At 42.7% G+C, this 23,224-nt stretch carries 3 protein-coding genes and 1 pseudogene; all 4 read right to left on the reverse strand.

The window, feature by feature from the left end; genetic code table 11:
• Positions 1-2 precede the first annotated feature (2 nt).
• A pseudogene (locus FNT16_RS21110) lies at positions 3-5,483 on the reverse strand (condensation domain-containing protein).
• Entirely contained in the window at positions 5,375-11,131 is a 5,757-nt protein-coding gene (locus tag FNT16_RS04325; RefSeq protein WP_143870393.1) for a non-ribosomal peptide synthetase, read from the reverse strand. Before FNT16_RS04325 ends, FNT16_RS21110 begins: the two are co-directional and overlap by 109 nt.
• Positions 11,125-17,988 (reverse strand): non-ribosomal peptide synthetase, encoded by a 6,864-nt coding sequence (locus tag FNT16_RS04330; protein ID WP_143870394.1) that lies wholly within the window; start codon positions 17,986-17,988, stop codon positions 11,125-11,127. Before FNT16_RS04330 ends, FNT16_RS04325 begins: the two co-directional genes overlap by 7 nt.
• Positions 17,985-23,201: a non-ribosomal peptide synthetase gene (locus FNT16_RS04335; protein WP_143870395.1), complete on the reverse strand. Its 5,217-nt coding sequence runs from the start codon at positions 23,199-23,201 to the stop codon at positions 17,985-17,987. The genes FNT16_RS04330 and FNT16_RS04335 overlap by 4 nt, the downstream gene beginning before the upstream one ends.
• Between the last annotated feature and the right edge of the window lie 23 nt (positions 23,202-23,224).

Consider the following 23,224-nt stretch of genomic DNA (forward strand, 5'->3'; position numbering starts at 1 on the left):
AATCAAGGTTTGTTGGTTATTTTGTTGTGGAGTGTTATTTTCCGCCCCGTTCTGAAGATGGCTATCTTGTGCATCAGCATTGAGTAATTCCGCGATACTTTGATAGCGGAAGAAATCGTTCACGGAAAACTGAAAACCAAACTTTTTAAGGCGACTAACCAGTTTTAATACCAATAATGAGTCTCCGCCTACGGCAAAAAAGTTATCGTTTAAACCAACTTTCGGCACACCTAATACGTCTGCGTAAATAGTACAAATCTGTTTTTCCAGGTCACTTTGAGGCGCCTGATAAACAGAGGTTTGGATATTATTATTCTTATTATCAGCAAGATATTGGTTGGTATAAGCATATATTTTATCGACTTGGTTTAAGGTGCTTATCTCTTCCAAAGTATTAGCGTAAAGAGAAGTTTCTTTTTGGTATTTTACTTTGGGTGCTTGTTGTTGCACGTTCTCTAGATTTCCTTCGTCTTGACCTTTTTCTTGACTCTCGTTCGCAACTAAATTTTGCTCTGTTTGCAAACAAACTGCTTTTGCAACATCTACCACCAATAGATTTTTAGCTGTGATTGTATGATTTAATTCGGCTGGCTCTGCACCGAGAATAAGCGTTAAAAATTGTTTAGCCGGTAAATTTCTACTGGACGCAACAAACTGCAATTCAATATCTGTACAGTCATTGTTATAGGCATATTCAGCTAGAGCTCTAATCATCGCGTATTCAACACCCCGTCCCATTGCCCGGCAACTCAACATAAAGTCGGTTAATGTCAGGTACCTCTGATTAATTTGACCAAACATCAAACCTACTTGTCCATAATCACCAAAACGATCGGATACGGTCACTATCCATGCTGATTTTTGTCGGTTGTTCAGATACTGCTTAATGTCATTTTCATAATATCGCCTAGTGGTAAAGTTAAATTGATTTGTACGTAAACTCAATTCACTCGCACGTGCAAGATCTTGCGGCATTAAACGCTCCACTTTAATATTCAAGGCTAAGCCTTCAATAAAGCTGCCTAAGCTTTGGTGTGATTGCTGCAGGTTTTTTCGTTGCTGATTTTGTTGATAAAATTCTGTTCTTTGGAGACCATCAGTCTCCCCCGGCTTTTCATCAAGTGACCAGATATGTTGTAAAAAATGCGGAATAGATTGTGTTCTTTTGGGCACTTGTAAAGTTAACACCGCGGGACAATGCGCTTTGACTTCAGCGCACTGAACATCATCATCATCAATAAAGACCATACTGTCTAGTGACAAGTTTAGCTCAGTTGCTAATGCTTTGATATTATCGGATTTAGCTTGCCAATTTACCTTTGCGGCAACAATATGTTTCATTTGCAACACCATATCTGGCTGCTGCTCAAATACCGCAGCAACATCTTGCGGGTTATTTTTACTACACAAACACAGTAGCACTCCGCGCTGATATTGTTCCAACATAAATTGTTGCAACATTTTAAACTCTGCCGTTACTTTGATACCATGCGGCCCTACTTCCCCACAGATGCCTTGCCACAATGTATTGTCACAATCTAAAATTATCACTTTTACTGCTGGGTTAAGGGTCGCAAACATTGCTCTAAAGATATTGCTCGCTAACGCCGTATATTGTTTATCGGTATACGGTTTAGTGGCAACAAGCTCAGGATTACTTTCGTAATAATCATCAACTGGATACCTAAGCCCCAAGACCTGACGCGTGCATATGGTTAAGTTATCACTGTTTTTTGCCAATGTTTGCCAATTAAACTCAATAGACTGGCAAACAGCCAACATTTTTTCATCCGCCACTGATTGAGGTGACAGAGGGCAAATCTGCACAATAAACTGGCCACTGTGCTGCTGGCAACATGCTAATAACGCGGTTATAAATGCTTCGCTGTTTTTTTGTAAGCTACTCAATAGACGGTCTTGCCCCAACCAATCTTCAAATCGCACCAGAAAAACATTACAGCCACCTTCGTTTAAGTGTGTTTCACTGCGACTATCCAACAATTGCTGAAAGCACTGGTTATAAGGGGCAAAGTTTAAATTTAACGGGCATCCTAGTTTATCAGCCAAAAATGACAATGTGTCTGCTAAAGGCTCTAGCGTATAAGTACCACTTAACACCACTGGCAGTACTTCTTGAGGTTGTATTTGCGGTCCCAAAACCTCCAACCGTTGAGCGGTTACCGCTTTGTTCTCATTTTCTATCAACATTATTTGCCCCAACGGGCTTGTGAGCACCACAACCAGTGCTGAATCATAAAGTTGTGATGGTTGTGCAGCTTGGGCTACTTCACAACCTAAACGCGCAAAATGTTGTACGGCCAGCACCATATCTTGCACAACAAAACTAAAGTGACTTAATTTTATCCCGTTTGCGGCATGCCATTGTGCTTTTTCAAATAATTGTATTTTCATATTGTCTGCTGAAGCCAGCACAGACAATTTACCACCGACGCCTTGATCTTGCTGATGCTCTTCTTGTATGGACCAACCAAAAATTCGATTGCTTTGCCAATTCGCTTGCTGCACCTGATTAACAACCGCGCCATAACCATAAAATTGTAGTTCGCTAGCCTGTTTTACAACTTTTTTGGATACTGGTATTGATGCTGTATCGGGTATCTGGGCATTTATCTCGAGCAACTCAACTAAGCCAGCGTCCGTATCTAAAAACGCGACAAGTTGCCCTTCAAACAGGACGGCTGGTGTCGGCTTGCTGATGAGCTTCGCGCCTAATTTTTCGAAGTATTGAATCGCTGAGTTTAAATTTTCTGTCTGATAGCAAACGTGATAAAAACCAATATCCCGACTGCGTAAGCTGTCGACTTGCGCACCTTGCACGAGCTCGATACGCATCCCCTCTGCAGCCTCGAACATACATAAGTTAGCTTGCTGTTTTTCATCCCAGACAATTTTACTTTGCGATTCAATATTAAACATCTCACTGACCAGTTTAATGCTGTGCTCAATATCATCACAAGCAATGCCAAGATGATGGAATTCAAGTGCAGGCACTTGTTTTGCTAAAGGCAGCGGTGGCATCAGCTTGTTAACTTCTATGTCCGGTTGAGCGGCCATCATTTTGAGAATGTGTTGTAAATCTTGTAACATTTGCTCGACGGTTTCAGCCACAAACAGGTCTGTACTGTATTGAATAGACAATTCAGCGCCTTGTGCATGTTCTTCAATATTAAAAAATAGATCGAATTTAGAGACTCCCTCGCCACTGCGCTCAACAGGCCGGCTGGAGATATCAAGTCCTTGTACCTGCCACAACTCCTGAGGTGCATTTTGTAATACAAACAAAACCTGAAAGATAGGCGAATAGCTTTGATCCCTATGTGGACATAGCTGTTCAACCATCTTATCAAATGGGACTGCCTGATGATTGAACGCTTGCAAGCTATTATGTTTTACCTGTTTGAGCAATTGCTCCACTGTCATATCAGGGTTCACTTGGCTGCGTATCGGTAACGTATTGACAAAAAAGCCAATCAAATTTTCTAGTATTTTTTGCTGACGGTTTGCCACCGATGTACCAATTACGATATCTGACTGCCCAGAGTAAGCAGCCAATAGTATATTTAAGGCAGTTACGCAAGTCATATAGAGAGTGCTATCGGCGCCTAGACTAAATGTTTTTAGCTCCGTCATCAGTGTTTCCGGCAGCACTGTACTGAGCGTCGCCCCCGAGTGCTGCGAATTTGAGGTCTGGGTTTATCTGTCGGTAGCTTCAGTCGATTCGGTATGTCGCTGAGTGTTTCGCGCCAAAAGTTAAGGCCTTGCGTGTATTCTTCGCTCTGTAACCAACCTCGCTGCCAATATGCATAGTCTGCGTATTGAATTGCCAAGTCCGCTAGCGGCTGTGGTGCATTGTTTATATAAGTCTCGTATAGCTCATTAAACTCTTTGATAAAAACACTATTAGACCAACCGTCAAACGCAATATGATGAATCGCGCAAACTAAAACATAATGCTGCGGGTGCAAGCGAATCAATTGCGCCCGCAACATTAAATCATTACTTAAATCAAATGGTTTATCTATTTCTGCCAACATCGCACGCTTAAGTTCACACGCTTGTTTGGTTGTCGCATAGCCAGATAAATCGACTAATGGTAAATGAAACTCACTGACATTTCGTATCTTTGTTTCGGGCTCTCCACTATCAGACTGTATAAACAGGGTGCGCAATACCTGATGACGATGAATGATTGTTTCGATACTTTTTTCAGCCGCTTGAATATTTAAATCACCTTGCAGATCGAGTGCTATGGCAATGTTGTATTCAACACTGCTGCCTTCAAGTTGATCGAGCACCCACAAGCGTTGCTGACTATACGACAATACCCCTTTTTCGCTGTTATTCGCTTTTACAATTTCGACTATATGACTGACATTAGAGCTGTCGATGATCAGTGCCAAGTCTTGAACGTTAGGCTGCTCGAAAACGGCACTGACGTTCACGTCAACATTGAACACGGTTTGAATCTCCGTTACTACACGTGCAGCCAACAAAGAATGCCCCCCTAAATCAAAAAAGTTGTCATAAATACCAACTTGATCAATTCCAAGTACACTTTGCCATATCTCACACAGCTGTTTTTCTGTTGCATTGCGCGGCGCTACATATTCTGCCTGCACTTGAGTCACTTCATATGTCGCCAGCTTGTTGCGGTCAATTTTGCCATTGCTTGTCAACGGTAATGTTTCCAGTACAACAATCGCACTGGGCTGCATATAGTCCGGTAAGCTGCTTTTTAAGTTGGCTTTTAGTGTGTCTTGTAAGGTTGCCCATTCACTTTGTGCACTGTGTGTCGCAACATAAGCCACCAGTTGTTTTTGTGCTGAATTAACCAGCACGGTACTGGCAGTAATCTCGGCATGCTTTTGCAGCTCACTCTCTATTTCGCCCAGCTCTATCCGGTAACCTCTCAGTTTGATTTGATGGTCTGCCCGTCCAATAAATTCAAGTTCGCCATTTTCCAGCCATCTGACTAAGTCGCCTGTTTTATAGAGCTTTTCCCCTCTTTCTTGAGCAAACGGGTTGTCGATAAATCTTTCTGCTGTCAGTTCCGCTCTGTTTAAATAGCCTCGTGCTAAACCAACGCCGCCGACATACAGTTCTCCAATAACGCCCGTGGGCAGTAAGTTTTGCCTGCTATCTAGGACATAAACCTGCATGTTGTCTATCGGTTTGCCAATACTCAGCACTTCGCTGCTGGCGTTAAATTCGTTGATACTCGTACAAACTGTCGTTTCTGATGGGCCATAGGCATTGTAAAATCGTCTTCCTTTTGACCATTGCTGAGCCAAGGTCAACGGACAGTTTTCACCGGCTACTATTAAGTCGGTTACCCCTTGCCAGTTGTTGATGTTTAATGCCGGTAACAGTGCCGGGGTAAGGTCGCATGGCTCACACCCATTTGCTGTATCGACGCTTCCAGTTCGTTCGGTGAGGCGATTGTGTTTTGTTTTACTAGGCATAAAGTCGCTCCGCTACACAGCGCCATGGCCCATTCTGAGGTGGCGGCATCAAAGGCCAGTGAGGCAAATTGCAATACTTTGCTGTGCGTGCTGACTTTGAATGCTTTGGCTTGCGCTTGTGCTAAGTTACATAAGCCTCGGTGCTCTAGTAGCGTCCCTTTCGGTTGACCTGTGCTGCCTGAGGTGTAAATGACATACGCTAGGTTTCGACTGCTTAACCCTTGTTTGGTTACGCTCAGGTTGTCGCTGTTTTGCTGTTGTATGTCCGCTTGGGTTTCTGCTTTATCAATTTCTATGATTCGGCTTACGCCCTCTGGTGCGCTTTGCGTATCTAATTCATCTCGTGTGTCTAGTTCTCTCTGTGCGCCTGTCGCATATCTCTGGCTCAGTTGGTGTGTTTCATTCAATGCTTCGCTGCTGATGATATAGTCCAGCTGCGCATCTTCTATCATGTAAGTTAATCTGTCTGTCGGGTAACTCGGGTCTAATGGAACATATGCGCCGCCTGCTTTTAAAATCGCGAGTATACTCACCATCATCTCTGCTGAGCGCTCTAAACACACACCAATACGATTTTCTTTAACTGAGCGGCCTTGCTTTGTTAGGCTTTTTAAATAGTGTGCTACTTGGTTTGCCCGCGCATTCAGTTGTTGATAGCTGATGCTTTGATAGCTCTCCTGCCCTTCACAGTATAACGCGATGCTCTGCGGTGCTTGTGCAACTTGTGCTTCAAATAATTCGTGAATACATTTGTCTGCCGCATACGCCGATTGGCTCGCATTCCAAGTCTTTAATTGTCGTTGTTGTTCGGCTGCTGGTAAGACGGACAAAACATTGTCCGATGGGTTTTGTAGTGCGAAAACCAGCTGTGACAAGGCACTTTGCATATACCCCAACACACGCTCTGCATTAATACTGGCATCCACTTGAATTTCCAGCTCGAAGGCTTGACCTAAATCGTCTACTGATAAACTAAAAGGATAATTAGTGCGTTCTTGACCGTTTAAAAATTCAATCCCGCTCATTGCTTGCTCAGCATTCTCAAAGCTAAGTGAATGACGATAGTTAAAGATAGCGCTAAATAAAGGCACGCCGCTTGCTAATCCACTACACTGCTGAACTTCTGATAACTGAGTTTGTTCGTATGGTAATAAATCTTGCAATGCATTTTGCACTTGTGCAATTAACGCTTGGACCGACATTTGCCCGGTTTTAACCCTGATAGGTAAAGTGTTTATCAACACGCCCAACATATCCTCAGCGCCAGATGTACCTTGTAATCGCCCAGATAAGACGGTGCCAAACACCACATCGTCTCGTCCGCAGCAAGCAGCAACTACCAAAGCCCATGCACTATGGAACAGTATCGCTGGGCTGGTATTCAGGGTTTGGCTTAAATCGCGTAACTGCTGTGCTAAATCGTGCGGCACCGCTTTTCTAACTTCTATGATGCGGCTGCCATCTCCTTGCACATCAGTTAAATTAAACGGTGTGCAAGCTTCTTCAATATCCGATAGCATCTGAGTAAAATATACTTTTGCATTATTCCGCTTAGCCTGATGTAACCCCTGCGCAATAAATTCACGGTATGGTACCGGTGCGGATAATTGTGCAAATGAGCCTCTCTGATAAGCTGCTAGCTCTTTTTGTATAACCTCTAAACCCTGATGATCAGAAATAATATGGTGGTATCGCATAAGCACATAAAACTCGCTGGTACCTTGCTGTTCGGCTATTTGCAACGTTAATAATGGTGGTTTAGACAAATCGAATTTGGCCTGCTGTACTTCGCACAATTGTTGCATTTTTGTCAATGCATTCTGTTCGTTGTTAATTGACAACCAGGAAATAGCAAGTTCAGCTGTTCGGCATACCACTTGTACTGGCTGTGAAATGCCCTGCCAAATAATGGCAGTACGCAGTACGTCATGCCTTTTAATGATCTGCTGCAAGCCGTCAATCAAGTTTTGTAAGGTATCTTGGTTATTAATTTTCAATAACGAAGGTAAAATATAAGGGTCTCTGTTTGTATTCACCCGATGGTTGAATAAGATCCCCTCTTGCAACGGCCCTAATGGATAAATATCTTGAATATTTTCAACACCACCGTCTACCTGAAAGCTAATTTTTTCAATTTCTTCATGACTAAGCTGAATGAGCGGCAACATGTCTGGTGTGATTTGATTACAAACTTCGGGTATACGATTTTCTGGCGCTTCAAATATTTCAGAATCTGAGGCTTCATCAATTTTTTTGGCCAAATCAGACAAAACCGGTAAGGTAAATATATCTCGCGCTGTAACATGAATATTTATTTTTTGCAGTTTACTGATAACCTGGGTGACCAATAATGAGTGTCCGCCTAACTCAAAAAAGTTGTCTGTAGCACCGACCCTATCGAGTTTTAATACGGTTTGCCATATACCTGCCAATCTTTTTTCATTCTGGCTAACCGGCTCTTGATATCCGTTTTTTTGTGAAAAGTCCGGTTCGGGCAATGCTTTACGATCAATTTTACCATTCGTATTAAGTGGCAAACTTGGCAGTATTTCAAAAAAAGAAGGCACCATGTAGTGCGGCAAATGTGATTGCAAATATTGTTTTAACGCAATAAAATCAAGCGATTTTTCTTCCTGTGTACATACCTGACTGAGTACCACATAAGCAACCAACATTTGCTCGCCAGTTCCACGCGATTGCTCTTTAACCATGGTCACACTATCTTTTATGGCAGGATGACTGTTGAGTACATTTTCTATCTCTCCTAACTCAACTCTATAACCTCTTAATTTACACTGGTAATCTAGGCGACCTAAGAATTCCATATTATCATCTGCTAACAATCTGCCTCGATCACCTGTTTTATACATCCGTGGATTTTTTTGCTGTGGGTTGTAGGGATCGGGTAAAAACGCGGCATTTGTTTTTACCTCATCATTTAAATACCCTTCTGCTACACCGACACCACCGATATAAAGCTCTCCCGCAACCCCTTTAGGTACTGGTTTTAAGTAACGATCAAGTATGTAAAATCGATTGTTCTGAATTGGTTTGCCATATGGAATACTGCTTTCTTTAGATAAGTCTTTTTCTATTGGATACACATTTGACCAAACAGTACCTTCAGTTGCGCCACCTAAACTTTGCACTTTGACTTTAGGAAAATATTTTAAACAACGCTGTGGTAAACTCACCGGAATCCAATCACCACTCATAAAAACAACACGTAAACTAGGTAATCGATAATCCGGTTGTTCTTGCTCGATAAAGTTAACAAGGTGATTAAAGGTACTGGGAACAGAATCCCAGAAGCTAATTTGCTCTGCTTGCATTAACTGCAATAATGAACTTGGATCTTGTGCCATTTGTGCGTCAGCCAGAACAATACAAGCGCCGGCCGCCAGCCCACCAAATAAATCATATACTGACAAATCAAAACACATTGAAGTAACGCATAAAATACGATCAGCGCAATTCACTGAATACTGCTGATTAACCCAGTCAATTAAGTTAACGGCGGCATGATGTGCAATCATCACCCCCTTAGGTTGGCCAGTCGAACCAGAGGTATAAATAACATAAGCCAATTGCTGTGCATTCAGACCAATCGCTGTCGGGTCAATATTTTGTGTTGGGTATCCAGCTAATTCCGTTTGTTTTTTTGGATTGTCTAGACAAATAATCTGACGTTTTCGCTCTGGCGAAAACGTTGACTGAGCTAATGATTCCTTCGTAATAATGCACCCGAGTTGAGCAAAGGCGACCATATGTTCAATTCTAGCAACGGGATAGTCTGGGTCTAGCGGTACATACGCTCCGCCCGCTTTTAATATGCCCAGCATGCCAACCAACATATCAATCGAACGATCAATACATAAGCCTACCAGTGTACCTGGCTTAACATGCCCTTTTTCTACTAAATAATGTGCCAGTTGATTGGCTTTTTCATTTAATTTTTGATAACTGATTGAATGCTCGCCACATTTCATTGCAATGGCATGCGGCGTGCGCTGCATTTGTTGTTCAAATAATTGATGAATACAATGCTCGTTTGGATAGTCTGCTGTGGTGTCATTCCATTCAAAGAGGTATTTTTGAACTTCGACAGGCGCTAAAATATCCACTGCAAACACATTTTTTGCAGGCGAGGCGACTAAGCTTTCAAGTAACTTAGCAAAACAACTTGCCATATTGTCGATTGATTGTTGGAAGAACAAATCCGTGTTGTACTCCCACTCTAGTTTGAGGCCATCTGGCCCTTCTTCTGCATGCAGAGTTAAGTCGTATTTTGCTTGTTGGTTAAGCTGATTTTCAATCGTTAAGGTTAAATCTGGCAGTGTCAGTGCCGGAACTTCATTATTTTGCAACACCAGCATAATTTGAAACAATGCACTGTGGCTTAGGTTGCGCTCAGGTTGCAATACTTCAACGATTTGTTCAAAAGGGGTTTGTTGATTGGCATACGCCTCTAATAACATTTTTTTACTGCGGTTGAGTAACTCGATAAATCCCGGCTCACCGGACAGATCTGTGCGTAATACCAAGGTATTGACAAAAAATCCAATTAGCGGGGCTATCTCAGCTTGCTCTCGGTTAGCAACAGGGCTACCAATTACAATATCTGTTTCATTACTAAAACGAGCCAACAATGCAGAAAACGCGGCATGCAACCCCATAAATAATGTTGCATTTTGCTTTTGGCAGATTTGTTTTAGACCTTCTAAAGTGTCCACTGATACCGTTGAATACACGCGATTGCCGGCAAAAGTTTGCGCTTTAGGTCGAGCTTTATCTAAAGGTAAATTATGCTCAACAGGCAGATCGACTAATTGCTCTGTCCAGTATTTAAGCTGTTGCTCTAAGACTTCTTTCTGTAAATGGTTGCGTTGCCAGTGTGCATAGTCGATATATTGTATCGCAAGGGGTTGCAAAGGGTTAGCTTGCGCTTGGCTGTATGCCCGATACAAAGCACTCAATTCATGGATTAATATTCCCATTGACCAGCCATCAGACGCAATATGATGCATACTAACTAACAACAAATATTCTTCATGCTGTTCTTTTAGAATTTGTGCTCGCAGCAATATATCTTTGGTTAAGTCATAGGTTTGCAGTGAGAAGCTTTGTGTTTGCTGGGCTAACACCTGATGCTTTCTTTCGTCTGCGAGCGTGGATAAATCATGTACCTCTATCGCAAAATCAATCTCTGACTGTACGACTTGTATCGGTTGATCCTTGTCATTTTTAACAAAGCAGGTGCGTAAACTTTGATGCCGCTCTACAATACTGACAAAAGCTTTGTTTAACGCTTCGATATTCAGCTGTCCAGTTAAACGTATACTGCCAGTGATATTATAGTGGGCACTACCACCATCTATCTGATCTAACAACCACAATCGCTGCTGTGCAAACGAGAGTTCGCCCTGTTGCAACTGTCGCGCATCGATTGTCTTATGCTCTGCTGCTCGATGCTCTGTGCGACAGCTCAAATATTCCAGCAACGCTTCTTTGTGACTTTTAATCAGCGTCACGATATCGGCTGTTAATGCACTTTTGTCAGAACGTGTTTTTAATTTACCATCTTCAACAAAAACAAAAACCCCTGAATCTGAGAGTTGTTTAATTATTTTAGTTATATTGCTCACCATTCTACCTCTACACCATCTGAAACCGTTTCTTTTAAAAGGTTGTTGTTTTTGTTTATATTTATTTCATCTATTAATTGAGACAAGTCGGCAATGCTTTCACATTCAAACATGTCCTTTATCTCAAGGTTGATATCGTATTTCTGTTTACCGATAGTTAATGCTTTGACGGCCAACAAAGAATGCCCCCCCAAATCAAAAAAGTTGTCATAAATACCAACTTGTTCAATCCCGAGTACAGTTTGCCATATCTCACACAGCTGTTTTTCTGTTGCATTGCGCGGCGCGACATATTCAGCCTGCACTTGAGTCACTTCATATGTCGCCAGCTTGTTGCGGTCAATTTTGCCATTGCTTGTCAACGGTAATGTTTCCAGTACAACAATCGCACTGGGCTGCATATAGTCCGGTAAGCTGCTTTTTAGGTTGGCTTTTAGTGTGTCTTGTAAGGTTGCCCATTCACTTTGTGCACTGTCTGTCGCAACATAAGCCACCAGTTGTTTTTGTGCTGAATTAACCAGCACGGTACTGGCAGTAATCTCTGCATGCTTTTGCAGCTCACTCTCTATTTCGCCCAGCTCTATCCGGTAACCTCTCAATTTGATTTGATGGTCTGCCCGTCCAATAAATTCAAGTTCGCCATTTTCCAGCCATCTGACTAAGTCGCCTGTTTTATAGAGCTTTTCCCCTCTTTCTTGAGCAAACGGGTTGTCGATAAATCTTTCTGCTGTCAGTTCCGCTCTGTTTAAATAGCCTCGTGCTAAACCAACGCCGCCGACATACAGCTCTCCAATAACGCCCGTGGGCAGTAAGTTTTGCCTGCTATCTAGGACATAAACCTGCATGTTGTCTATCGGTTTGCCAATACTCAGCATTTCGCTGCTGGCGTTAAATTCGTTGATACTCGTACAAACTGTCGTTTCTGATGGGCCATAGGCATTGTAGAATCGTCTTCCTTTTGACCATTGCTGAGCCAATGTCAACGGACAGTTTTCACCGGCTACTATTAAGTCGGTTACCCCTTGCCAGTTGGTGATGTTTAATGTCGGTAACAGTGCTGGGGGTAAGGTCGCATGGGTCACTCCCATTTGCTGTATCGATGCTTCTAGTTTGTTCGGTGAGGTTATTGTGCTTTGTTTTACTAGGCATAAAGTCGCTCCGCTACACAGCGCCATAGCCCATTCTGAGGTGGCGGCATCAAAAGCCAGTGAGGCAAATTGCAAAACTTTGCTGTGCGTGCTGACTTTGAATGCTTTGGCTTGCGCTTGCGCTAAGTTACATAGCCCTCGGTGCTCTAGTAGCGTCCCTTTCGGTTGACCTGTGCTGCCTGAGGTGTAAATGACATACGCTAGGTTTCGACTGCTTAACCCTTGTTTGGTTACGCTTAGGTTGTCGCTGCTTTGCTGTTGGATGTCCGCTTGGGTTTCTGTTTTATCAATTTCTATGATTCGGCTTACGCCCTCTGGTGCGCTTTGCGTATCTAATTCACCTCGTGTGTCTATCTCTCTCTGTGCGCCTGTCGCATATCTCTGGCTCAGTTGGTGTGTTTCATTCAATGCTTCGCTGCTGATGATATAGTCCAGCTGCGCATCTTCTATCATGTAAGTTAATCTGTCTGTCGGGTAACTCGGGTCTAATGGGACATACGCGCCGCCTGCTTTTAAAATTGCAAGTATACTCACCATCATCTCTGCTGAGCGTTCTAAACACACACCAATACGATTTTCTTTAACTGTGCGGCCTTGCTTTGTTAGGCTTTTTAAATAATGTGCTACTTGGTTTGCCCGCGCATTCAGTTGTTGATAGCTGATGCTTTGATAGCTCTCCTGCCCTTCACAGTATAACGCGATGCTCTGCGGTGCTTGTGCAACTTGTGCTTCAAATAATTCGTGAATACATTTGTCTGCCGCATACGCCGATTGGCTCGCATTCCAAGTCTTTAATTGTCGTTGTTGTTCGGCTGCTGGTAAGACGGACAAAACATTGTCCGATGGGTTTTGTAGTGCGAAAACCAGCTGTGACAAGGCACTTTGCATATACCCCAACACACGCTCTGCATTAATACTGGCATCCACTTGAATTTCAAGTTCGAAGGCTTGACCTAAATCGTCTACTGATAAACTAAAAGGATAATTGGAACGTTCCTGACTAAAAATAATCTCACCGGCTACTTCAGCCTGTGTTTGAGTTTCCCATTTGTGCGTGTGCCGGTAATTTAATACACTACTGAATAGCGGTGCTCCATCCGGTATATCACTGCACTTTTGAGCCACCGCTAGTGAAGTTTGTTCATAAGGCATTAAATCACTTAATGATTGCTGCACTTGCTGGACCAAAAACTGCGCGCGCTCTCCTTGCAAACGAACCCGAACTGGCAAAGTATTGATAAACAGCCCCAACATATTGTCGATGTGTCCATTGTGTGTGAATCGCCCAGACAAGACTGAGCCAAAAACCACATCCTGCTGCCCGCTGCAAGCAGCGACAACCATTGCCCACGCAGTGTGAAACAAAGTAGCTACACTAATAGAATGAACTTGTGCTTGTTCGCACAAACGTTTTGCTAACTTTTCAGATAATTTGCGCCTGCATTCAACAATTTGTTTACCGTCACCCTGCACATTTAACAATCCATATGGCGCAGTACTGTCATTTATGCCCTGTAGCTGTGCGCTGAAAAATGATTCACTGTCTAATTTTTGCGGTTGCTGAACTTGCGCGATAAATTGGCGATAAGGCGCTGGTTTTTCCAATTTCTCAGCTTGCCCTGTCAGAATGAACTGAATTTCTTGCTGTAAGATCTCAAGTCCAATGTGATCAATCACAATATGATGCACTTGTATTAATGCATAATGGGGGAAATTTTCGGCATTTGTTGTGCTCTCAACTGGCTGATTGAGCTGTAATCTTAATAAAGGGCCACTTTCAAGATCAATTTGACATCCAAGATTACAGGTAAGCGCTTTCACTTGTTTTTCAATCAGCAAGACGTCCTGCTCATTTCGCGCTTCATACCTGTGCTTATCGATACGCAATTTTGCCTTGCGGGCAACAACCTGTAGCGGCGTTTGCAGCGCTTTCCACAAGATAGATGTTCTTAATACATCATGTCGGTCAATTACGATTTGCAATGCTTCGACAAAATTTTGCAACGCATCGGCACTGTCAAATTTCATCAATACCGGCATAATGTAAGGATCATACGCTTTGTGCATCATGTGATGAAACAAAATACCAGACTGCAAAGGTGCTAATGGATAAATATCCTGGATATTGCGCATCCCACCTGAAAACCCATCTGCGATGCGGTTTATTTCTGTTTGACTTAGTTTTACCAAAGGCAACATTTCAGGTTTAATTTGTGCACACTCAGTTGGGATCAAGTTCTCAGATAGGGTTATGGTTTCACTATCTAGAATACTGACGTGTGCTGCCAGCTCTGCAACTGTTGGTTGGCAAAATACAGTCCTAGCTTGAATGGAAAAATTTTGTTTGCGAGCTTGCGAAATCACTTGCATCACTAATAATGAGTGCCCTCCTAGGGTAAAAAAGTTGTCATAAATACCAACTTGCTCAATCCCGAGTACACTTTGCCATATCTCACACAGCTGTTTTTCTGTTGCATTGCGCGGCGCGACATATTCAGCCTGCACTTGAGTCACTTCATATGTCGCCAGCTTGTTGCGGTCAATTTTGCCATTGCTTGTCAACGGTAATGTTTCCAGTACAACAATCGCACTGGGCTGCATATAGTCCGGTAAGCTGCTTTTTAGGTTGGCTTTTAGTGTGTCTTGTAAGGTTGCCCATTCACTTTGTGCACTGTCTGTCGCAACATAAGCCACCAGTTGTTTTTGTGCTGAATTAACCAGCACGGTACTGGCAGTAATCTCTGCATGCTTTTGCAGCTCACTCTCTATTTCGCCCAGCTCTATCCGGTAACCTCTCAATTTGATTTGATGGTCTGCCCGTCCAATAAATTCAAGTTCGCCATTTTCCAGCCATCTGACTAAGTCGCCTGTTTTATAGAGCTTTTCCCCTCTTTCTTGAGCAAACGGGTTGTCGATAAATCTTTCTGCTGTCAGTTCCGCTCTGTTTAAATAGCCTCGTGCTAAACCAACGCCGCCGACATACAGCTCTCCAATAACGCCCGTGGGCAGTAAGTTTTGCCTGCTATCTAGGACATAAACCTGCATGTTGTCTATCGGTTTGCCAATACTCAGCATTTCGCTGCTGGCGTTAAATTCGTTGATACTCGTACAAACTGTCGTTTCTGATGGGCCATAGGCATTGTAGAATCGTCTTCCTTTTGACCATTGCTGAGCCAATGTCAACGGACAGTTTTCACCGGCTACTATTAAGTCGGTTACCCCTTGCCAGTTGGTGATGTTTAATGTCGGTAACAGTGCTGGGGGTAAGGTCGTATGGGTCACTCCCATTTGCTGTATCGATGCTTCTAGTTTGTTCGGTGAGGTTATTGTGCTTTGTTTTACTAGGCATAAAGTCGCTCCGCTACACAGCGCCATAGCCCATTCTGAGGTGGCGGCATCAAAAGCCAGTGAGGCAAATTGCAAAACTTTGCTGTGCGTGCTGACTTTGAATGCTTTGGCTTGCGCTTGCGCTAAGTTGCATAGCCCTCGGTGCTCTAGTAGCGTCCCTTTCGGTTGACCTGTGCTGCCTGAGGTGTAAATGACATACGCTAGGTTTCGACTGCTTAACCCTTGTTTGGTTACGCTTAGGTTGTCGCTGCTTTGCTGTTGGATGTCCGCTTGGGTTTCTGTTTTATCAATTTCTATGATTCGGCTTACGCCCTCTGGTGCGCTTTGCGTATCTAATTCATCTCGTGTGTCTAGTTCTCTCTGTGCGCCTGTCGCATATCTCTGGCTCAGTTGGTGTGTTTCATTCAATGCTTCGCTGCTGATGATATAGTCCAGCTGCGCATCTTCTATCATGTAAGTTAATCTGTCTGTCGGGTAACTCGGGTCTAATGGGACATACGCGCCGCCTGCTTTTAAAATCGCAAGTATACTCACCATCATCTCTGCTGAGCGTTCTAAACACACACCAATACGATTTTCTTTAACTGAGCGGCCTTGCTTTGTTAGGCTTTTTAAATAATGTGCTACTTGGTTTGCCCGCGCATTCAGTTGTTGATAGCTGATGCTTTGATAGCTCTCCTGCCCTTCACAATATAACGCGATGCTCTGCGGTGCTTGTGCAACTTGTGCTTCAAATAATTCGTGAATACATTTGTCTGCCGCATACGCCGTTTGGCTCGCATTCCAAGTCTTTAATTGTCGTTGTTGTTCACTTGCTCGTACGATTTGAGCGTCAAATAAGTTACGCTTGGGATCAGCAATCACAGATTGCAATAATTGAGCAAAATTCTCAGCCATATTTTCAATAAACGCTGCAGTAAAAAGCTCAGTGTCAAACTCCCAAGTTAACAGCAATTGATTTGCAACCTCAGATACCACAAGCGTCAAATCATATTTTGCAACTGTCTCTAATGGTTTAATGCTTTCGACGGTTAAGCCAGGCAACGACAATGTTTGTTGTCGGCTATCATCTACCACCAGCAACACTTGAAACAAAGGGCTATAATTAAGATTTCGATTTGGTTGTAAACGCTCAACAACTTGCTCAAATGGTACTTGTTGATGAGCGTAAGCTTCCATTAGTGTGGATTTATTTTTTGCCAGTAATGTTAAAAAGCTTTCCTCACACGATAACTGACACCTTAAAACTAAGACATTCACAAAAAAACCGATTAAATCGGATAATTGTGGATTGGCCCGATTGGCGACAGGCGTACCCACTACAATATCGTCCTGACCACTGTAGCGTGCCAATAACACAGAAAAAACACTGTGTAGTCCCATAAAAACAGTCGCATCATTTTGTTCACACAATGTTTTAAATTGTTTACTCAGATTCTCACTTATTAGGTTGTTATACTGAGCACCGGTAAAACTTTGAGTTTCTGGCCGACTTTTGGCCAAAGGTAAATTGTGTAATTCTGGCAAATCGACCAACTGTTGTTCCCAATATTTGAGTTGTTGTTGGTAACTGTCCCCTTGCAACTGAGTGCGTTGCCAATAGGCGTAATCAGCGTATTGAATTTCGAGTTGAGCCAATGGGTTTTCCTGTCCATTGGTGTATGCCTGATAGAGTGTCTCGAACTCTTTAACCAACAGTGACATGGACCAGCCATCAGAGGCAATATGATGAAGGGTAATCCAGAGTAAATGTTCGTCTTGCGCCAGTTTAACGACATGTACTCGTAACAGATAATCTTGCGTCAGATTAAATTGTGCTTTTGCTTCAGCTTTTATCAATCTATTACTGCAGTCCTGTTGTTCGATTTGCGCCAATTCCGAGAGGTCTGTAAACTCAACCTGAAATGCATCTGGGGTGCGAACAGTCTGGATTGCCTGAGCATTTTCACCTTCTTGAATGCAGGTTCTCAAACTTTTATGGCGCTGCACTATCGTAAAAAATGCACTCTGCACAGCATGAAAATCAAGCCGTCCGGCGAGTTTAAGCCCACCGGTCATGTTGTAGACATGACTGACATTTTCAATTTTATCGAGCAACCATAAACTTTGCTGCGCGTATGACAAGGGCACATTTTGGCAACTTGGGTCGACAGGTGAAATTGACTCTAACGAACTCACTGTAGTTTGATTTTGATGCTCGTGAATAAGCGCAATAATTTCGCCTTTAAGCTCTTTGATTTTGCCAACCAATTCATTTGTTAGTACGCGTTTGTTACCTTTGATGGATAAAGATTGATTGTCATCTGACACCAATTTGATGCCTAATGAGTTTAGCTCTTGTAATAATGAAACAACCGGGGTCATATTGTTATCTCCAAGTCATCTTCCGCAATACCTTGCGCGCTATCGTTCGCTTTTAGACTATTTAGTAAACAGTGCTTTTCAATTTGTTTAGCAAGCCCTTTGATTGTTTGTGCGGTAAATATAAGCTGCAAACTAAAATTGCTTTTAAATTGCAGATTAACTTCTGCAATCAGTTTAGTGGCCAGCAAAGAATGTCCGCCAATCGCAAAAAAATTGTCGTCTACCCCAATCTGTTGCAAGCCCAATATCCGCTGCCAAATATCACATAGCTGTTGTTCCAGTTCGCTGCTAGGAGCCACGTAGCCTGTCAATGATTCTGATACGTCAGGTTCAGGCAAGGCATTGCGATCTAATTTCCCATTAGCTGTTAGCGGAAATTCGGCTAATACAACAAAGCGGGCTGGCAGCATATATTCTGGTAATTTTTCTGCTAATCGCTGCCGATATTGCACAAAAATATCTGTTTGGGGTTGGTCATCCATAATCAAATAAGCAACAAGCTGTTGGCTATTACCTGATTCTTTTACCGCTACAACAGCATCTTTAATATGTTCAAGTGCTTTTAAAACCGTCTCAACTTCGCTCAACTCTATTCTGAATCCATTCACTTTAACTTGCTGATCAGCTCGGCCTTGATAATCTAAAACAAGTTGGCCTTGCTCATCTTTCATCCAACAGACAAGATCACCGGTTTTATACAAATTTTTATAGCCCGCTTGTGTTTTAAAAGGGTTAGCTATAAAACGCTCTTCAGTGAGTTTTTTTCGTTGCCAATAGCCAGTCGAGACACTATCGCCAGCAATATAGAGTTCCCCAACAACTCCCTCTGGTACTAACTGATAATGTTTATTCAATACGACAAACTGTGTATTAGCCATCGGCCCCGCTAAATACACTTTTTGGCCATGTTTAACCTGATTAATCGAAACCCACACTGTCGCTTCCGTTGGCCCGTACATATTGAAAACCTTGAGACTTGCAGACTGGGTCAGTTGATTGGCTAGATCATTTGATAGTGCTTCACCACCGACCAATAATACAGACAGGTGCTGCAGCGTTTCTGTTGACAATTGCTTAGCAAAAGAAGGCGTACATTGTAAGTGCGTAATATTGTTTTGCTTGACCAACACTTCGGCTTGCCAAACATGATTCAGTCTTTTATTCAGCAATTGTTGCTGTTGCTTGTCTTGCTTTGTTATAGATTGACCGCTTTGCGCAATTGGCCTTTCAGGCTGTATTGTCACACAGTCGCCGCGACAGGAAGTCCAGAAAAGTTCGAGAACCGAAATGTCAAAGCAAATACTGGTTACCGCAAGCCAATGACTATATTGCTTTGTCGGTCGGCCAAACTTTTGTTCAAGACCCACAAAAAAATTAATCAGATTTGCATGATTAATTTGTACCCCTTTGGGTTTCCCTGTTGAGCCAGAGGTGTAGATAATATAAGCAAGATCTTGCTCACACGCGGTGGGTAAATCGACTAGTTGCGTATTAAACGGTGGTTTTGTCAGAACATCAAAGTCAAGCTGTAAACAACTAGCGGGAATATCTAACATATCGAGCGTGTCTGTCTGGCACAACAAAATACAGGCAGCTGAATCCTGTAACATATAATTCAAACGTTCTAAGGGGTATCCGGGATCAAGCGGTACATAGGCAGCACCACTTTTTAAAATAGCCCACAAACCAACCAGTGTGTCTATACTGCGCTCCATACAGATCGCCACGCATCTGCCTTTCTGTGCACCATTGTCGATCAAACGATACGCAAGCTGGTTTGCCTGCTTATTTAAGTCGGAAAATGTGATTGATTGTTGCTTAAAAAATAGCGCTTTTTTATTTGGTGTTTGATTGACTTGTGCAACAAAACAATCAACAACGGATTGCCATTTTTTAGGCGCTTCAAGCTGGTTAACACCAGCGCGCAATAGATAATGTTGCTCTGACTGCGTGAGCAATATTTGTTGGCTAATTGGTCGCTCTGGCGATTTAACAATTGAAGTTAAAAGTTGTTGAAAATGTATGTTCAATCGATTGATAGTTTTCTCATTGAAAATATCACGCGCGTATTCCCAAACTAACGACAAACCATCGGTCTGTTCAGTTACCTCCAACGCAATATCAAAACGTGCATAAAGTCTTTCACAGGGGATTGCTTTAACGTCGCATTTTGCCAGATTTAAAGATTGCTCCGATGCTTGATTGAAGGTAAATAAAATTTGAAATAATGGATGATATGCCAAACTACGCTCTGGTTTAAGCAAGTCAACGAGTTCGACAAACGGCAAGTGATGGTGCTTGAGCGCTTTTTCGATGATTTGTTTGTGATATTGTAATTGCTCATTAAACGGTACGTTATCAGCAAAGTTATTGCGTAATACCAACGGATTGACTAAATAACCAATCATTTGATTGGTCTCTGGTAGCTCCCGGTTTGCATAAGGAGACCCCATTACAACTTCATTATGCGCTGTATAACGGTGGATTAGGCAAGCGAAAGCTGTTTGCAATACGGTATATAAGGTCGTTTTTTGCGTTCGCGCAAGTAATTTCAGTGATGCCAGTAGTTGAGGGTTGATCTGAGCATTAACACTGCCGCCCCGGAATGTCAGTTTACTTGGCCTTGGTTTATCTAACGGCAAATTATGACATGCGGGTAAATCTTTTAATGATTGCAACCAATAGTTTGTACAAGCCGTTCGATTAGCCGACAAGCTTTGCATTGCATTGGCGGCATAATCGCTGAACTGAAACGCATGTTGACCTATTGTTGGTGTTTGATCGTTCTGATAGCCGTGGTAGAGGGTCGACAATTCTTGCTCTAAGATTTGCAACGAAATACCATCGACTGCGATATGATGAAAACAAAGCAATAAACGATAGTGTTGAGGTTTCAGACACAGTAATTCAGCACGTAACATCAGGTCCTTTGATAAGTTAAAGACCTGCTTCTGCTGTTGATAAGCACGCTCGATAACCTCGCTTTCATTGCTAACTTGTCGTTGCAGCAATTTAAAAGTGAACTCTGATTGCACACAGGCTTCCACGCTGTCAGACACTGAGTGATAAGTGGTGCGTAGAATGGCATATCGTTGAATAAGCGTATTTAATGCGGCTTGGAGCGCAATGATATTGAGATCGCCTGTTATCTCAAACATCGAAAAAATATTATAGTGTGGGCTGCCCGTGTCCATTTGATCGAGCAACCATAAGCTTTTTTGATTGGCGGTGACTATGGGTTTATTATTTAGAGTGATACGACTCGGCATATTCACGCAAGTATCTTGCTCGGCAATTGCATTGGTTAAATACGCGGCCAATGACTTTAAATCTTGGCATTCAAACAGCACACTTAAAGATAAATCCAGCTGATAAGTCTGATTAATTTTTGTAATTAAAGATGCCGCAGCCATCGATTGCCCGCCCAATTGGAAAAAATTATCATGACGTCCAATACGATTCTGCAACAACGGCTGCCATAGTGAAGCTAGATAAATTTCCATTGAGCCCTGCGGGGCTTCGTACTGTGTAGATGTTGTGATTTCAGACAAGCTAAATAATGGGCTAAACTCATGGTTAAGATAACTTTGTTTTGTGCGTTGTCTTTGGACTTTGCCACTTGAAGTTTTACTCAACTTACCTGCTCGGATAAACACAATATCCTGCAGCAAAATGTCAAATGAGGCAAAAATATTGGCTGCAATATTTTGCGCTGCCCATTGATAGTTAAATGATTTCAGCGCACGCGTATCCACCTCTGCAATCAACACAACGCCATCTTGCTGCTCGAATGCTACGATGCCACTCGCTCGAAGACCATCGCAACTGGCAAACGCGCTTTGTTCAATATCTTGCGGATAATAATTTCGCCCTTTGATAATCAAGACGTCTTTAATACGCCCGCATATATATAACTCACCAGCATGTATAAAACCTAAATCACCGGTCCGCAAAAAATGTCCTGAATCATGAGACAAACTTTGATTAAAACTTTCGGCTGTTTTTTCAGCGGCATTCCAATAGCCTTGAGCAACACTTGGACCACTAAACCAAATTTCGCCGATTTGCTCTTCTGCGACTTCTTGTAAGCTTTCTGGACTAACAATTTTAATGTTATGCGATTCTTGCACTCTACCACAAGCAACTAGCTTCAGCGTTTTACTGTCTGTTGAAGCACTATAAGCTTCTCCTTGCTGTATTTTATCAGCGCTAAAAGAGTGGGTAATAAAAGGCTTATCCGGTTGACCGCCGGATATAAACACAGTCGCTTCTGCCATACCATAACTAGGATAGAATGCATTGTCTTGAAAGCCATGTACTGCAAATTTTTGCTGAAACTCAACTAAGGTCTGTAGCTTAATCGGCTCAGCTGCATTAAAAGCAACACGCCAGCAAGACAAATCAATATTTGTTAATTGTTGGGCTGTGATACGATTTGTACACAACTCAAAAGCAAAATTAGGTGCCCCACATATACTCGCCCGATATTGGCTAATTGCTTCGAGCCAGGCAACCGGCCTTTTCATAAAGCGACTGGGTGACATCAGTACAGAGTGTGCACCTAAGTAGATGGGCAATAACAATGTATTGACCAACCCCAAGTCATGAAACAAGGGTAACCAATTGCAAAACACATCCTCTCTATGACAAAGAGTCGCAGATTCTAACGATTTTAAGTTAGCGATAATATTACTGTGTGAAACCATCACACCTTTGGGATTACCCGTTGAGCCAGAGGTATATTGTAAAAACGCAAGTTGCGATTGCTCGATTTTCGCATCACATTTTTGATTGGAGATTTCGTATGACATGCCATCAGCTAACGTGCACACCTTTAGTGGCTGTAAACTTTCTAGCAAAGTAGGTTTCAGCTCGTGCGAAGTCAAAGCCAATGCAGCATGACAGTCTTTTATGACTGAGTGCACTCGGTCAGTATGCTGTGTATTTGTGGGCGGGTAAAGCGGGACGGCTATCACTCCAGCATGCAAACAACCTAAAAATGCTTTGATGTAATCCAATCCTTGCGGAAACAACAAAACAACCGTGTCTCCCGGTTGGACCTGACGATGTAAAAATAAACTGATTTTTTGCGTTGCATGGTAAAGCTCTGCAAAACTTAGCTTGGTCGCTGCGCCGCAGCTTTCAATATAAGTAAAAGCGATATCCGTCGGGTTTGAGTTCGCGTGGCGCGCCAGTTGGTCTATTATCGACACAATAAAACTCCCATAATTATAAT

Origin of the sequence: Catenovulum sediminis, from assembly GCF_007289895.1 — a bacterium.
GTDB lineage: Bacteria > Pseudomonadota > Gammaproteobacteria > Enterobacterales > Alteromonadaceae > Catenovulum > Catenovulum sediminis.

Coding starts and splice junctions, on each gene's coding strand:
- FNT16_RS04325 (WP_143870393.1), bottom strand. CDS start 11,131: ATGGTGAGCAATATAACTAAAATAATTAAACAACTCTCAGATTCAGGG.
- FNT16_RS04330 (WP_143870394.1), bottom strand. CDS start 17,988: ATGACCCCGGTTGTTTCATTATTACAAGAGCTAAACTCATTAGGCATC.